General features: G+C 45.2%; 15 protein-coding genes. 7 read left to right on the top strand and 8 right to left on the bottom strand.

The annotated features are described in order from the left end of the window. The first annotated feature begins 76 nt into the window (after positions 1 to 76). Both dsbB and Q4Q52_RS18215 read left to right on the top strand, forming a co-directional pair. Complete coding sequence (gene dsbB, locus Q4Q52_RS18220) at positions 77 to 604, top strand: disulfide bond formation protein DsbB (protein WP_311891171.1); 528 nt, start codon at positions 77 to 79, stop codon at positions 602 to 604. 183 nt (positions 605 to 787) lie between these two features. Then, positions 788 to 3,418 carry a PAS domain-containing protein gene (locus tag Q4Q52_RS18215; protein ID WP_311891170.1) on the top strand — a complete coding sequence of 877 codons (2,631 nt, stop codon included), beginning with the start codon at positions 788 to 790 and terminating at the stop codon, positions 3,416 to 3,418. Between the two features lie 10 nt (positions 3,419 to 3,428). Here Q4Q52_RS18215 and Q4Q52_RS18210 read toward each other — a convergent pair whose 3' ends face one another. The 8 genes from Q4Q52_RS18210 to Q4Q52_RS18175 all read right to left on the bottom strand — a co-directional run bounded on the left by Q4Q52_RS18210 (position 3,429) and on the right by Q4Q52_RS18175 (position 10,061). After that, entirely contained in the window at positions 3,429 to 3,791 is a 363-nt protein-coding gene (locus tag Q4Q52_RS18210) for an STAS/SEC14 domain-containing protein (protein WP_311891169.1), read from the bottom strand. 154 nt (positions 3,792 to 3,945) lie between these two features. Continuing rightward, complete coding sequence (locus Q4Q52_RS18205) at positions 3,946 to 4,302, bottom strand: DUF3802 family protein (RefSeq protein ID WP_220776284.1); 357 nt, start codon at positions 4,300 to 4,302, stop codon at positions 3,946 to 3,948. A 176-nt stretch (positions 4,303 to 4,478) separates the two neighbouring features. Next, positions 4,479 to 5,054: a YceI family protein gene (locus Q4Q52_RS18200; protein WP_311891168.1), complete on the bottom strand. Its 576-nt coding sequence runs from the start codon at positions 5,052 to 5,054 to the stop codon at positions 4,479 to 4,481. A gap of 155 nt (positions 5,055 to 5,209) precedes the next feature. Further along, positions 5,210 to 5,662 carry a YaiI/YqxD family protein gene (locus Q4Q52_RS18195; RefSeq protein ID WP_006081277.1) on the bottom strand — a complete coding sequence of 151 codons (453 nt, stop codon included), beginning with the start codon at positions 5,660 to 5,662 and terminating at the stop codon, positions 5,210 to 5,212. Positions 5,663 to 5,735: 73 nt separating this feature from the next. Next, entirely contained in the window at positions 5,736 to 6,374 is a 639-nt protein-coding gene (pdxH, locus tag Q4Q52_RS18190; RefSeq protein ID WP_006081276.1) for a pyridoxamine 5'-phosphate oxidase, read from the bottom strand. A 28-nt stretch (positions 6,375 to 6,402) separates the two neighbouring features. Further along, entirely contained in the window at positions 6,403 to 7,344 is a 942-nt protein-coding gene (locus Q4Q52_RS18185; RefSeq protein WP_311891167.1) for an adenosylmethionine decarboxylase, read from the bottom strand. Positions 7,345 to 7,507: 163 nt separating this feature from the next. After that, entirely contained in the window at positions 7,508 to 9,421 is a 1,914-nt protein-coding gene (gene speA / locus Q4Q52_RS18180; protein ID WP_300483097.1) for a biosynthetic arginine decarboxylase, read from the bottom strand. Between the two features lie 487 nt (positions 9,422 to 9,908). After that, complete coding sequence (locus Q4Q52_RS18175) at positions 9,909 to 10,061, bottom strand: hypothetical protein (protein ID WP_011846564.1); 153 nt, start codon at positions 10,059 to 10,061, stop codon at positions 9,909 to 9,911. A gap of 714 nt (positions 10,062 to 10,775) precedes the next feature. On the opposite strand from Q4Q52_RS18175, the gene Q4Q52_RS18170 reads away from it, so the two are divergent. The 5 genes from Q4Q52_RS18170 to Q4Q52_RS18150 all read left to right on the top strand — a co-directional run bounded on the left by Q4Q52_RS18170 (position 10,776) and on the right by Q4Q52_RS18150 (position 14,772). Beyond that, positions 10,776 to 11,618 (top strand): S1-like domain-containing RNA-binding protein, encoded by an 843-nt coding sequence (locus tag Q4Q52_RS18170; protein WP_311906892.1) that lies wholly within the window; start codon positions 10,776 to 10,778, stop codon positions 11,616 to 11,618. Between the two features lie 133 nt (positions 11,619 to 11,751). Beyond that, complete coding sequence (locus tag Q4Q52_RS18165; protein WP_311991281.1) at positions 11,752 to 12,429, top strand: DUF480 domain-containing protein; 678 nt, start codon at positions 11,752 to 11,754, stop codon at positions 12,427 to 12,429. A gap of 47 nt (positions 12,430 to 12,476) precedes the next feature. Continuing rightward, on the top strand, positions 12,477 to 13,307 hold the full coding sequence (locus Q4Q52_RS18160; RefSeq protein ID WP_311991280.1) for an ABC transporter permease subunit: 831 nt from the start codon (positions 12,477 to 12,479) through the stop codon (positions 13,305 to 13,307). After that, positions 13,304 to 14,215, top strand: a complete 912-nt coding sequence (locus Q4Q52_RS18155; RefSeq protein ID WP_311991279.1) for an ABC transporter ATP-binding protein — start codon at positions 13,304 to 13,306, stop codon at positions 14,213 to 14,215. The genes Q4Q52_RS18160 and Q4Q52_RS18155 overlap by 4 nt, the downstream gene beginning before the upstream one ends. A gap of 281 nt (positions 14,216 to 14,496) precedes the next feature. Next, complete coding sequence (locus tag Q4Q52_RS18150; RefSeq protein ID WP_006086318.1) at positions 14,497 to 14,772, top strand: HU family DNA-binding protein; 276 nt, start codon at positions 14,497 to 14,499, stop codon at positions 14,770 to 14,772. Positions 14,773 to 14,827: the final 55 nt, after the last annotated feature.

Here is a 14,827-nt window from a genome sequence, read left to right as displayed (position 1 = left end):
CTGAACTTTATTAAATAAGTAGAGTCCAAAAAACGCCCCATGTCTGAGGGCGTTTTTTGTTGATATGGAGCTCACTTTGACTGTTATTACTCGCTTTGCCCATTCCCGTTCATCTTGGTTTATTCTCGCAGGCACAGCCTTAGGCTTAGAGTTAAGCGCACTGTATTTTCAACATATAATGAAACTCGACCCCTGTGTTATGTGTATTTATCAAAGACTTGCTGTCTTTGGTTTATTGGCAGCCGGCCTTATCGGCATGACGGCGCCAAAGTATCGCATCGTAAGGATTCTCGCGGCTATTGTTTGGGCAGTCAGTGCGACTTGGGGATTAAAGCTGGCGCTATCGCTGGTAGACATGCAAACCAACCCATCGCCGTTCTCAACATGTTCATTCTTACCTGAATTCCCAGCTTGGATGCCATTACACGAATGGTTCCCCTCCATTATGATGCCTACTGGCATGTGTACTGATGTGCCTTGGGTCTTTATGGGTATAACCATGGCCGAATGGATGGTAGTCGCTTTCAGTGGCTTCTTAGTGGCTTGGTTACTCTTTATTGTGCCTATCTTGAGTGGTTCAAATAAACCTTCTCTTTATAAGTAACGACTTTGAGATAAGGCAGGGATCAACCCTGCCTTTTTTATTAACGATTTTATTCACAGTTTACGACTGATTCCCGCCGCTAATTCCATTCAATACCCGCAACTTAAACATCTGCTCATAGCAAAACAGCGAGAACGCGCTACACTGGCTCAATGAAAAGTGGTGATTTGGAAACTGGTGATTATGGGAAAAAGTTCGACTTCTGAGCCACATACTGCCTTAACCCAATGGCAAAACAGTTTGCCGTTCAAATTTAGCCTTATCCAACTCGTCATTGCCGCTATTTTGATTTGCAGCACAGCTTGGGTGATTCTGAGTATTCAGCGTCAACAAGTGCTTGATCAACAAGCCGTGTTAAACCAAAACTATGGCCAGTTAATCATCGCCAAACTGCAGGAAATGACTTCACAGGTCGAAACCGTTGTCGGCTCCATTTCCAGTATTGCAAAACTTTATCGCTATGATCATGAGCAACTGGTGAAAACCATCCCCAGCTTGCTGACGCTCGATAACCAGCAACGCATCATCTCTGGCGGTGGCGTCTGGCCGGAGCCCGGCGCGTTTAATCAGCAAAAATTTCGCGATAGCCTATTCTGGGCCCACAATGTAAACGACGAGTTAGTCGCGATTGATAGCTATAACAAGGACACGTTTCCTAGTTATCACACCGAAGAATGGTATCGCCCGACACGCTATTTCCCCGCGGGCAAAATTTTCTGGTCAAAATCTTATTTCGATCCCACCACCCATGAATCCATGATCACGGCTTCAGGCGCTATGTGGATGGACCATCAGTTTATTGGTGCCGCCACTGTGGATATCAGCTTAGAAAAGCTCAATGCCCTACTACGCAATGCTATGGTCGATGTCAGGGGTTATGTCATTGCCTTAGATCATCAAAACCAAGTGCTCGCCTATCCCCATGGCAATAATAATCTTCAGCATCAAGCCAATACCAGCCACACCTTTGTCACTTTTAATCATCTCGTTGACCAGCAGCCAGACTTCAGCCCCATCGAAGCGGCATTACACAATGCGGATAAAGCCTTTATCGAAGAAGCCGTGGCCGAGCGCGTCTTTACCCAAGAACAGATGCAACATTTGACCCGGCTAAGTCATCAAGATGAGCGCGACATGTTAGCCGCCATAGTCAATAACAATGCCTTAAACCATTTCACCACCCCAAAACTACTGACCTCAGTGACCTTAGCCCATGATCCCATTTTGAAAACGGCGTCCCTGGTTTCGGTATTTTTGATGCCCAATACCTATTGGAAAGTGTTAGTTGTCACCCCGATTTCGCCGCTGCAAGATACCGCCAAACACTTAGTTGAAAAGGTTGGTATTTATTTAGTGTGCATCCAGCTTTTAGGCTTGGTCCTGCTATTCTTACTCCAACACCGGCTGTTTATTACCCCGATTATTGAAATCGTCCAAGCCTTAAAGCGTAATGATTCCGCATCAATTGAACTTAAAGCCAAAGACAGTCACGACGAAATTGGCTTATTAGCCAAGACATTCCTGTCGCGAACTCAACAACTTGAAGTGGCAATGGCGAGTTTAGATGCCAGTAATCTTGCCCTAGAGCAACAATTACAGAGTCAGAACCTATTCCAACTTGAATTAAAGCGCCATAAAGAACAACTAAGGGCTTTGCTGAAATTTTCCCAAAACCTTATCTATGTCAAAGATCTGCACGGTAAATATATTCTGGTGAATGACAAGTATTGTGAAATTTTAGGCATAGAACGCAGACGCATTATTGGCGCCTCGGATTTTGAGGTATTTCCCAGCCAATTTGCCCACGAGTATCAACAAAATGATCGGCGCGTACTGCACAATAACGAAGCCATTAATTTTGAAGAGGCCATCCCCTCGCCACTGGGGAATCTTATTTATATCGTGACCAAATTTAAGATAAAAGATGATGACGATACTGTGATTGCGGTCGGCGCTATCGCCTTTGATATCACGTTGAAAAAGATTAAAGAGCAAGAACAGGATAAATTACTCTTAGGGCAAGTCGAGACGCTCAATCATCTACAAGAGCAAATTCGCCTTATCAATCAAAATAATAATGAGCTTTACCAAGAGCAAGAAGCATTAACTAAAATGCTTGAGAAGCATCATCAACTCAATCTCAGCCGTGAACAAAGCCAACAGCTAATGCAAAACTTCTTAGCTGAAATGATGACGCAGCTCATGCATGAGCAAGATCAGCTACTCGCCAAAGTTTGCCAACTGCAGCACACGGACGAGGCAAATTACAGAGCTCAGATCACCGAAATCATGGTAACTCAGGCCGAGAAATTGCGGCATATTGCCCAGCTGCTGACCAATCATCAAAACGATATTCGTCCATTACATCTCGCGCAATTTATGCGCCATCTCTTAGGTTTGCTAAAAGTGCAATTAACGAAAGCAAACGTAGAGATAGTGCTCAATTGCGAGGAAAACATCATCATCGATGGCCCTGCTTGGCAATATCTGCAACTCTTCTATCGCTTAATCACTAACACTTTGAATCATGCTTTTAAGACTCACAACGAACAGCGTGAAATCACCATCGCCATCGACAAATCGAACGACGTGCTGCAGATCAGTATTATCGATAATGGCATTGGTATGACGGAGGCGCAGCTCACACAATTGCGGCAGGAACTGGAGCAAGAACTCTGCCTCGGGACCTTAACCTGTATCAATCTTTGGCTCAAAAACGATCTTAATGGCAGCCTGACCATAAGCAGCCTGTTAAACCAAGGCACACACATACAATGTCATTGGCCGCTTAGTATAAGCTTAGCGTCGCAATAAAGAAGTCGGCTTACTGATCAAGCCATGCTTTTGCTTGGGTTTGCTCATCGGCAGCAAATACCTTTACAGGGCACGGCAGCATACAGGCAAGCGCATTGACCATAGCGCTTGTTTGAGCTTGGTTAGCAATCATCACCACTCTTGAGAAATCACTTAAATGAAATAAGCCAAGTACTGCATCGTCCCACAGAGCAGCGACGGATATACCTTCAAACTCAGGGGAAAATTCGTACCAGAGGCGAATACTGGCGTGATCTTGCAGCTTAGCTTCAATGGCGGGAACTAGATAGCCTTCAATATCCTTATGGTTAATACGACCAGATGCGACGACTGCCAATATGTCATGGGCATGGCCCGAAGAGATCGTTAGCATTGGATACTCCTTATCAATACACGAAGGGGAAATAGTTAAAGCTCACACACTAAAGATACACAGACAATGACATAAATGCTGGAAAAGAGAGTAGTTTATTTTACGTTAAGCCGATTTGAGCGGCTTGCCACTCAAAGCTAAAGCGCCCTTCTGATTAGGCGCTGACTTGTTGTTTAGCGATTTCTTGATCGAACAAATTCTTAATTAAACCGGAAAATTCGGTAATAAATAACGTCTGAGCAGGTGTAGCTTTATGATTGGCAACTGAAGCTAAAATCTCTTCTAAATCATACACAATCGCATCAACTTCGCGGATAATCATGTTGCGCTGCGCGAAAGACAATGACGGATTTTGACCACACACCATAATGATCTGCGCCGACAATTGCTCTTCAAACAATTCCATCACAGTATCGTCTGAAATCACCTCAGAACTTGGTGTTTCAAATAAGCCAAGATGTTCAGTTAAATACTGGACCAAATGCATGTAACCATCTTTATCTGTGACCATTTTTTACCCTTTAAACTCATTAACTTAATATCTAGTGTGGTGCTATTAATACCACAATCGGAAATATCAAAGAAGCCGAAAATTCGGCTTCTCATCGAGATCCAGCATACGCCACTTATTTAACTCTAGCCTATCTTCGATAACTGACGTATTGATCTACACCAATCTTATTGAAGTTACTGAGTTAAGGTTAGTACAAATGACACAGGAACAGCTTGGCTAATGCTCGATAAACCCGCAATTTCACGTAATTTATCAATGCCTGCGACAAGATCAAACTCATTGGCATTCACAATTATCGGCTGAAAACTGTTCACTAACAGCTTTTTATCAGAAACTTTAGTGATAATTACCGAAAAAGTTTTAGTTTGCGATTTACCATGCAATGCAATTTTACCATCGATATCAACGACTTTAGTCTCACCAATGCCGAGATCTTTTAGCATTTTAGTGTCAACTTGAGACGACAGTTTAAGCTCAGGATATAAAGACACTTCGAACAATAAGTTCTGCATCCGCTCATCGCGGACATCAATACCTGTGGCGACGCCAATTAACGGAATGGTTAATTCGAATTGACCATCCTCTTTTAACGTACCTTTGAGTTGTTTAAAGTGATGGACTTCACCAATGTCACCTTTCTTTACCGAAATAAAACTGACTCGCGAATCTTGATCCATCACTTGCCATTGCGCGGCGCAGCTAAAACTGGCCATAGCCGATAAGGCAACAATTCCCATCCATTTTTTCATCGTATCAGTCCTCAAAAAGTGAGTTTAAAAGCCATGCAGTAAAGCAAATCGACATCTGCAGCAGGCGAAAATCCTGCCCAGTTAAACGTGACCCACATCACCTAACTTAAGCTAAAGATACTCTTTTTATCCATTAGCGACCAGTAAACTATGCTTCATACTCTAACTAGCCATTTATCTAAGCTATTGGCAAAAGCCTGTTTATCCGCTTGGGAAAACGAATCCGGCCCGCCGGTATGCACACCTGAACCCCGCAAATCTTCCATAAAATCGCGCATCGTCAGCTTTTGTTTTATGTTATCGACGGTATAAAGCTCGCCGCGGGGATTGAGTGCCAAGGCGCCCTTTTCGATGATTAAAGCCGCTAAGGGAATGTCCGCGGTGATCACTAAATGCGTCGGCTCGACATGGTCGACAATGTATTGATCCGCCACATCAAAACCCGCACCAACGCGAATTTGGCTGATATAGGGCGATGGCGGTACACGGATCATTTGATTGGCCACCAGCACCAGCGGCAAAGCTTTACGCTCCGCCGCGCGGAACAGAATTTCTTTAATGGGATTGGGGCATGCGTCCGCGTCAACCCAAATTTTATAATCACTCAATGTCTTTTCACTCTGTTGGTGTTAGGTTCACTGGCTCAATTATACACAGTGCTATGCCGTACTATGCGCCCTACTATGGTGCTAAACGATCGATTTCCCACTCAGCATCATGGCGTGTATAAATAAAACGATCATGCAGCCTGTGTTCTCCACCCTGCCAAAATTCGATACTCGAAGGTCTGACTAAGTAACCACCCCAAAAACTGGGTAAAGGCACATCGCCCTTGGCGAACTTAGCCTTCATTTCGAAGAATTTACCTTCAAGTACTTGTCTCGCGCTGAGTTTACTCGACTGCTGCGACACCCAAGCGGCAATTTGACTGTCCTTAGGACGGGTCATAAAGTATTTAAGCACTTCGGCGGTAGACAGCGCCTGCGCTTCTCCGAGCACCGATACTTGGCGCTCTAAAGGATGCCAAGGGAAATGCAAACTGACTTTATTATTGGCGGCAATTTGCTGGGCTTTGCGGCTGCCTAAGTTGGTAAAAAACACGAAGCCAGTGTCATCAAAACGCTTAAGTAACACTATCCGTTGAAAAGGTTGGCCGTGTTCGTCCACAGTCGCCACACACATAGCGGTTGGATCGCTAAGTTCCGCATCCCTCGCCTGCGTCATCCACAATTCAAACAAGTCCATCGGGTTTTGCGGTAAGTCGGCACGTCTTAAGCCGCCTTTAGCATACTCGCGGCGGATATCACTGAGATCTGTCATGGGGTTTCCTTAAACAAATGTCAAAAAATTACATGAATTCAGGGATCAGCACTTCAGCCTCAAGCTGCTGATAGTGACTAAAACTAATGTCATAACCTTGCTCGGTCGTTAATGAGCCACGCCCTAAGCATAAATGGGCAGGAAATCCCTGCGTTAAGTCGTCGGTATTAAAGCGGATGGTGTCCCAGCTGATGGGAGAAAACAGCGCTAATAGCCGTCCCAAGATATCTTGCGGATACTGGGCTAAATCAAGATTCGTTTCAAAGCTCACATAGGAACTGGCGCAGGCATTCTCGCTTTGGGGCGTGATATGCAAGGTGACATAATATTTGCCCCAGAGGCCATTCATCGAAAAACCTGAGGGGTCAAATAAATGGGCGTCAATCTCAAATTCGGGGAGTAAATCGTTAAGTTCGAGTGCGGCGCAAATTTCAGCTTTGCTTTGCGAGCCACCATTAAGATTGTCGGCCAATTCACCACGAATGTGGTACATCAGCAGCTCACTGGTTTGATCATCCTTTGGTGCTCGATAATCACTGTCAGAGCAGAAAAAATAATGATGGTGACTGTCTAAATGCCCCACTCTCATTGCCTTACCCGCGATACGCTGACGCAGCTTGCCGACATCATCGGCAAAACTGCTGGCTTGCAGGTGGGCTTGGTATTCGTTTTTACGCTGATAACTCACCAGCGCCATCGCAGATACGCCAAGCGCATCGATAAAATAACAAGCGGCATCCACTAAAGTGCTATTGCCGCAGGTGAGCATGACAAATCTGTCGTGCCATACGAATAAGCTGGATTCGCTCAACAGGTAAGCATCGCAGTCAGCATTACTAATCTGCGACAAAATCTCGGCATGGGCACAATTGACTAAGGCTGACCAAAAGCTCACATCGAGTTCGCGTAAATTCAGCGCAGACGCCGCCACGATGATCTCAAGTTTCTTTTCTGAGCCTTCAAAAAACATCAAATCCTTAACCCCATTAAACGCTATGCGCCCTTGCTGTCGACATCCTTTATACCAATTTGGCTCCCACGAACGATAAATAAATATCGTCCAGAAAGCAAAAATCAGCCTAAGTGACCTTAGGCTGATTTATTTTAACACACTAAATCTTAAGAAAAATATCTTAAGAAAAATCTTCCAAGTAAGTGTAGCCTTTCAGGCCAACTTGCAGTTCTTCTAAAATTTGTGCGCGTTCATCTTCGGCAATATGCAGATTCACTAACTCTTCGTAAGTGCGCATAAAGGCCACTGCATCTAAGTTAACGTAACGCAATACGTCAGCGACAGTATCACCCGCCAATACCGATTCAATGTTAGTCACACCGTTATCTTCGATGCGAACAACCGCAGAGTTAGTATCACCAAACAGGTTATGCATATCACCCAAGATTTCTTGGTATGCGCCCACAAGGAAGAAACCAATCAGGTACGGGCTATCCGCACTCCAGGCTGGTACTGGCAATGTAGTTTCAATCCCTTGACCATCAACGTATTGATCAACAATACCGTCGGAGTCACAGGTGATATCGAGCATCACAGCACGGCGCTCAGGGGCTTTATCTAAACCCGATAACGGCAATACTGGGAACACTTGATCAATACCCCAAGCATCGGGTAATGACTGGAATAATGAGAAGTTAACAAAGAACTTATCGGCTAACTTTTCATTGAGTTCATCAATAATCGGTCTGTGATAACGGTTCTTCGCACTCAATAGCCCTTGCACTTCATGGCACACACGCAGGTTAGCTTGTTCAGCCCAAGCACGTTCTGCCAAGCTCAATTGACCAAGAGCAAATAGCGAATGCGCTTCTTGTAAGTCACTTTGGCTATCGTGATAAATCTCTATCAAAGCACGTTGATCGGCGCGGCCGCTGATCTCAGACCATGAATGCCACATGTTATGCAATAACTGTGGTGACTCTTCCGCTGGCGGTTGAATATCTTCAGGCTGATAGGCTTCAGTACCGATAACATCGGTGATCAGCACAGCGTGATGCGCGGTTAAGTAACGGCCAGACTCTGAAATAATACGTGGCATAGGCTGCTCGTATTCATTACAGATGTCGGTCAATACGTTAACGATATTGTTGGCGTATTCGGTCAGGCCATAGTTCATCGAGTTATTACTTTGGCTACGTGTGCCATCGTAATCCACCGCTAAACCACCACCGACGTCGAAGCAGTTAACGCTTGCGCCTAATGCACGTAATTCACAATAGAAACGACCCGCTTCACTCACACCTTGGCGAATATCACGGATGTTCGCAATTTGCGAACCTAAGTGGAAATGCAGTAACTGCAGCGAATCCAGCATGTCGTGTTGCTTAAGTTGTTCAACCACCAGCAAAATTTGTGCTGCTGATAGACCGAACTTAGACTTCTCGCCACCGCTAGCCTGCCATTTGCCTTTGCCTTGGAATGCTAAACGCGCACGCAAACCTAAACGCGGTTTAACGCCCAAACGTTTAGATTCAGCTAACACCATTTTCAGTTCAGACAGTTTTTCTAAAACGATGTAAACCTTATGGCCTAACTTTTCACCAATCAGTGCTAAACGGATATATTCATTATCTTTATAACCATTACATACAATGACTGAACTGGCTTTTTGCGCCATGGCTAACACAGCCATCAGCTCAGGCTTACTGCCCGCTTCTAAACCCAGTTGTGGTACTTCTTTTGATGCCTGACTCGCCAGGATCTCTTCCACCACAGTTTGCTGTTGGTTTACTTTAATCGGGTAAACCAGCAAATAGTCCGCCTGATACTCGTACTTCTGTATCGCTTGGTCGAATGCTTGGCACAAACTGTTCACTCTGTGGTGCAGGATCTGCGGAAAACGAACTAGTACAGGCAAAGCGACGCCCGCTTTAACCATGTCTTTGGCTAGCTCATTTAAGCCAATCTTGTAATCAGGATTTTTTGGGTCCGGTGACACTGTCACCTCACCGTGATCGCTGATCCCATAAAAACCTTGGCTCCAGTGAGTAACATTGTACCCAGCACGAGCATCATCAATAGACCAATCATTCATTATTATTTAGCCCGTCTATTAAAAAATGGGTTAAACGGTTATGACTTAATAGCACAACCGCCCGTTCGACAAACCCAGGCAAAGGGACACCTTACCTGACATACACGAAGGTGGATTTCACCTTCTACTTAATGCCGCAACGTCACGCTAGTGTAAGTGACATTGCCGCGATTTTCATTAATAGCGCAAGAGACAATTCATCTTAACGCACTATATCCTATCATATTGATGGAGAAGCTTATTCCCTTCTCCCAGTAAAGCTATCTTTACTTGCCTCGCTTGTATTTATCTTAAGGCTAAAGGCCGAAAATACCGCCAAAAAGCCGAATGAAGTCCTAAGTCGCATCCTTAAAACATCAAGCTAATAAGCAGCTTAAAGACGTTCGAAAGAAGTTAAGACCTTCAGAAACCGATAACACATGTAGAAAACGAAAACCGACAAAACCGAACTAGCGAAAACGCCAAACCAGCTTATCTCTAGGCAAGATTATTTTAACAGGGGACTATTGGCTTCTTCGCGGCCAGAATTGATGCGGATCAACGTGAGATGCTTAAGGCCAGTATCATCGTATGGCACGACAATCGAGCGTTGGCATTGTGACACTTTTAGGCAAAGTGCAAAAAATGGATGCTTGTGCATTAGCTAATAAAAACCCTCTTAACCCCATGTAATTCGATATGTTGTCAATTACACGGTTAATGACTGCTGAACCATAAAACCTTTATTACTCACGTAATATTTGTAATGTCTCTAACGAGCGAAGTCGTTGAACGGCGCAATTAAACCGCGCAATGTCACAGAATGCAAGCAAGAATCTCATTTAATATTTCGCATTAAAATATAATAAACACCCGCTTAACAACCACCTACTGAGCATTAGCATTAAGCTGAATAATATTAGCTAGTTAGCGCATGAACGCCGTACTCGTCTGTTCAATATTTTTTAATAGCCTTTGTAACTTTTTTGACATTTATTGCCGCAAATAACCCTTCATTTTGTGTGTCACTTTAGCCCCGCCCACGTGCAGTCATTGGCTAAAGCCTAGCGCTCAATATCACATTGCAAAATTCAGCCCCAATAAGCCATAAACCTAAGCCATAAACCGAGGCGCAATTCCACCTTAAAACTTAAGACAATCCCAGATACCAATATGAGGTCATTCCTAGTAACAATCCTCATCACTTTTCCAACCACATTTCTTGTCATAGCCCTTACCAACATCCAACTAAACAGCGGTGATGATTAACGGCTGAATCGCCCTAAGATAAAACCCAAAGACAATAATGCTGCAGTTTCAGCACCGAAGTGTATAATCGCAGCCGAATCACATTCCATTATGCACAGAGAGATCCATGGTACAGATAGGTAAAACCTGCAAACTTGAGGTTGTAAAACAAGTCAGCTTTGGCGTGTATTTAAACGCCCACGAATTAGGGCAAGTACTGCTGCCAAACAAAGTCACCCCAAAAGACTGCCAAGTCGGTGATCTGCTTGACGTGTTTCTGTATCTAGATTCTGAAGATATCGTGATTGCCACCACGCGCCGTCCATTGGCACAGGTAGGTGAATTTGCCTATTTAAAAGCCGTTGCAACCGGTCCTTATGGCGCCTTTTTAGACTGGGGCTTAGATAAAGACTTATTGCTGCCCTTTGGTGAGCAACACAAGCCTATCGAAGAAGGTCGCTCTTATCTGGTTTATGTGCACGCTAACCGCGCCGATGAACGCATCATGGCCTCATCAAAAATCGATAAGTTCCTCGATAAGACAGAGCCAGAGTACATTGTCGGTGAGCAGGTCGATTTATATATCGGCGGCACCACAGATTTAGGCTACAAAGCCATTATTAATCATGCCCATTGGGGCGTGATTTACGAAAACGAAGTGTTCCAAAAACTGCGTTTCGGCCAAAGACTCAAAGGTTTCATCAAACAAGTGCGCCGTGATGGTAAAATTGATCTTGTGCTGCAACAAGGCAGTAAACAAGAATTAGATAAGCACGCCCACATCATTCTGATCAAACTCAAACAGGCTGGCGGCTTCTTAGCTCTGACTGATAAAACCGATGCTGAAATCATTTACGATCAGCTTGGTATGAGTAAAAAAGCCTTCAAAAAAGCCATAGGTGGCTTATTTAAGAATGGTCAACTGAGTATAGATAATGATGGCCTGCGTTTAACTGAAACAGCAGAATAATCAACTCTGTTCAGTACTTAGCGTTAAAATTGTACAGTTTACCGCCACTAAGGCAAAGTTTGACTGACAACTCCTAGGATATTAAGCATGGCTCTGTTATAAACAAAGCCATGCTTTTTTCTTTGGAGCTTATATGGAACTCACGTTACACGAAGCCAGAGTCATCGGATGCCTGCTTGAGAAAGAAATCACCACCCCAGAGCAATATCCTCTCTCGCTAAACTCATTGACCTTAGCCTGCAATCAAAAAACCAGTCGCGAGCCGATACTCGAACTCAGTGAAACCCAAGTGCAAATTGCCGTCGATTCCCTTAATCGTAAACGTTTGATCAGCGAACAGTCGGGATTTGGCAGCCGCGTCGTGAAATACAAGCACAGATTCTGCAATACCGAATTCAGTGAACTTCAACTGTCCTCCGCCGCACTCGCCATCGTCTGTTTGTTGCTATTACGTGGCCCACAAACGCCAGGAGAGCTGCGCACCCGCAGTAATCGCCTACACGAATTTAAAGACGTGATCGAAGTGGAAGATTGCATCCGCCAATTAATGAGCCGCGAAAAACCTTTCTTAAAACAGTTGCCCAGAGAAGCTGGTCGCCGCGAATCCCGTTATGTGGAATTATTCTCTGCCGCCTCGTCGCAGCTCGATAATACTCATATTGCCAGCCAGACTACCAACCATAGTGCCGCCCATGTCGCTGTGTCTTTGGCTGCTGAGCCGCATGAATTAACCCAAAGAGTGACAGAGCTTGAGCAACAGGTGGCTGAACTGACGCAAAAGCTCGATGAGTTAATCGCCTCGTTGAGTTAATCGTCTTTTAAAGCTAATCATAGCGTCAAGAATAATAGAGACAGCAAATGACCAATAATCCACCCAGCAGTTTCAACAACATGCTTATTATCGCCATGTTTGAACTGCGTAAATTTTTATTTAATACCCGAGGGATCATCGCCTTGGTCGCCTTTGGTTTAGTGTGGGGCGTACTCCTGCTTTATCCCATTCAAAGCGCATCGGCGATGTTATTGCAGCCCAATGTTAAAGATGTCATCGACAGCTTATTTGGGGCCAATACCCTCAACGTGCTCTTTGAGTGGCCTGTAGCCGAAATGGCGGTATTTTGGTGCTTTGCGCTGTATTTATTCCCACTGTTCAGTATTTTGATCGCCGCCGATCAATTCTCTTCCGATAAAACCCGTGGCACACTGCGCTTTTTAACCCTGCGCACTAGCCGTGACAGCTTATTGTTCGGGCGTTTTCTCGGCCAAATTCTGATCCAAGGCTTGCTGATCCTATTGACGATTATCGCCACAGTCGCCCTCGCACTCAGCCGTGACAGCCAGCTTTTTTTGCCAGCGTTAACCTCTGGCGCCTTAGTCGGCCTTAACCTCATCATAGTAATCTTGCCCTATACGGCAGTGATGACCTTATTGTCCCTGTATGCGCGCACGGCACGTCAAGCTATGGTGTTTGCGACCATTTTATGGACAGTGATTTCCATCGCCATCATGGTGTTAGGCAGCCAATCTAGCTTATTGGCACAGCTGCAATGGGTATTACCCGGAGCCCAGCTGTCTGACATGCTCAATACCAATGGAATCAACAGCTTAGTCTATACCCCTATTCCACTAATCCAAACCGCTGCGGCCCTCTTGCTCGGCAGAATTTATATGCAAAGGAGCTCGCTATGAGTCTGATCCAATGCCAAGGGCTGTCGCAACTTTACGGCAGCAAAAAGGCGCTGAATGATGTTAACTTCAGCCTAGAAGCGGGTGCCCCCATCGCCCTTGTTGGTCCCAATGGTGCGGGTAAAACCACGCTTTTTAGCCTGTTATGCGGCTATATGTCGCCAAGTGCCGGGACAATAACCCTGCTAGGTGAAGCGCCTAATAGCCCTAAACTTTTAGGTAAAATTGCCGCTTTACCCCAGGATGCGGTGCTCGATCCCAATTTGACCATTGTTAGCCAATTAAGCTTTTTCGCGCGTTTGCAGGGCATGGGCGTTGAACAAGCCAGACAAGAGGCCATTCGCGTATTGACCTTAGTCGATTTGGCTGACGTCGCCGAGCAAAAACCACCCAGTCTTAGCCACGGTATGAGTAAACGCGTATCGATTGCGCAGGCGCTCATTGGCTCGCCAGAATTAGTGTTATTGGATGAGCCGACCGCGGGGCTCGATCCTGCCAATGCGAAAAAAGTCCGCGAGCTGGTCAAAGCCCTATCGCCCACCACGACCTTTATGATCAGCTCGCATAATCTCGATGAGCTCGAAAAGCTGTGCGATCAAGTGTTGTATTTAGACAAGGGACAATTGAGCCAAGCCGTGTCTATGCATGCATCGACCGACAGTGATTACCTGACGTTAACCATGCAAAGCTGTGACAGTGATTTGCTGCAAGCGGAAGTGGCGAAACTGGCGGGCGTGGTGAACGTCAGCTCAAAGCAGAGCAAGGTGTTTATTATTAAGCTCGCAACGGATGAAGAAAAAGCACAGAGCAGTGATATTGAAATGCGCCTATTTACCCTATTCAACCAACATAAGTGGCAATACAAGATGCTGCTGAAAGGCCGTACCTTGGAAGAAACGCTCTTTTCATAGGCGAGCTTTTAACAGCTCGCTTCTCATCAGCCAGCTGTTAAATAGTGTTACTCATGGCTTAAGCGCAACACGCCTTGCGCTTAAGCCTTTTAACTCAGCCTCTAGGCCACTCAATACTGACAAACTACTGCTCACTTTCGCAACACTCAGCCACCAAAAGCATCACAAGTCTGTCAATAAAACACCAATCAACCGCGCTAAGCTAGCTATGACTTTCAATCTTAAGGCGAGCTTGTTATAACTCCCCTTCGATTGAACCTAAGCTGACTTCAGAGGTATCTATGAACAAAGCACAACTTATCCAACGTATTGCCGCCGAGCTCAATGCATCGCAAGCGAGCACTAAACCTGTGGTTGAGCAGATATTGCAACAGATCCACGTCGCCTTAAGCGAAGGCGAGAAAATTTTCCTGCCGCAATTTGGCACCTTTGAACTCAGATACCATGTCGCTAAAACGGGCCGAAATCCACAAACGGGCGAAGCTATAGAAATCGACGGCTACAATCAGCCCAGCTTTAAAGCCTCAACGGCATTGAAGCAACAGATCAATCGCTAATAGCGACGCTTAGCTTTAATGTGTAGTCACTCATTTGCGAGCATTAATCAGTAGC

The sequence above is a fragment of the Shewanella sp. SP1S2-4 genome, assembly GCF_031932075.1.
GTDB lineage: Bacteria > Pseudomonadota > Gammaproteobacteria > Enterobacterales > Shewanellaceae > Shewanella > Shewanella baltica.
This window is presented reverse-complemented; position numbering and strand designations above follow the sequence as displayed.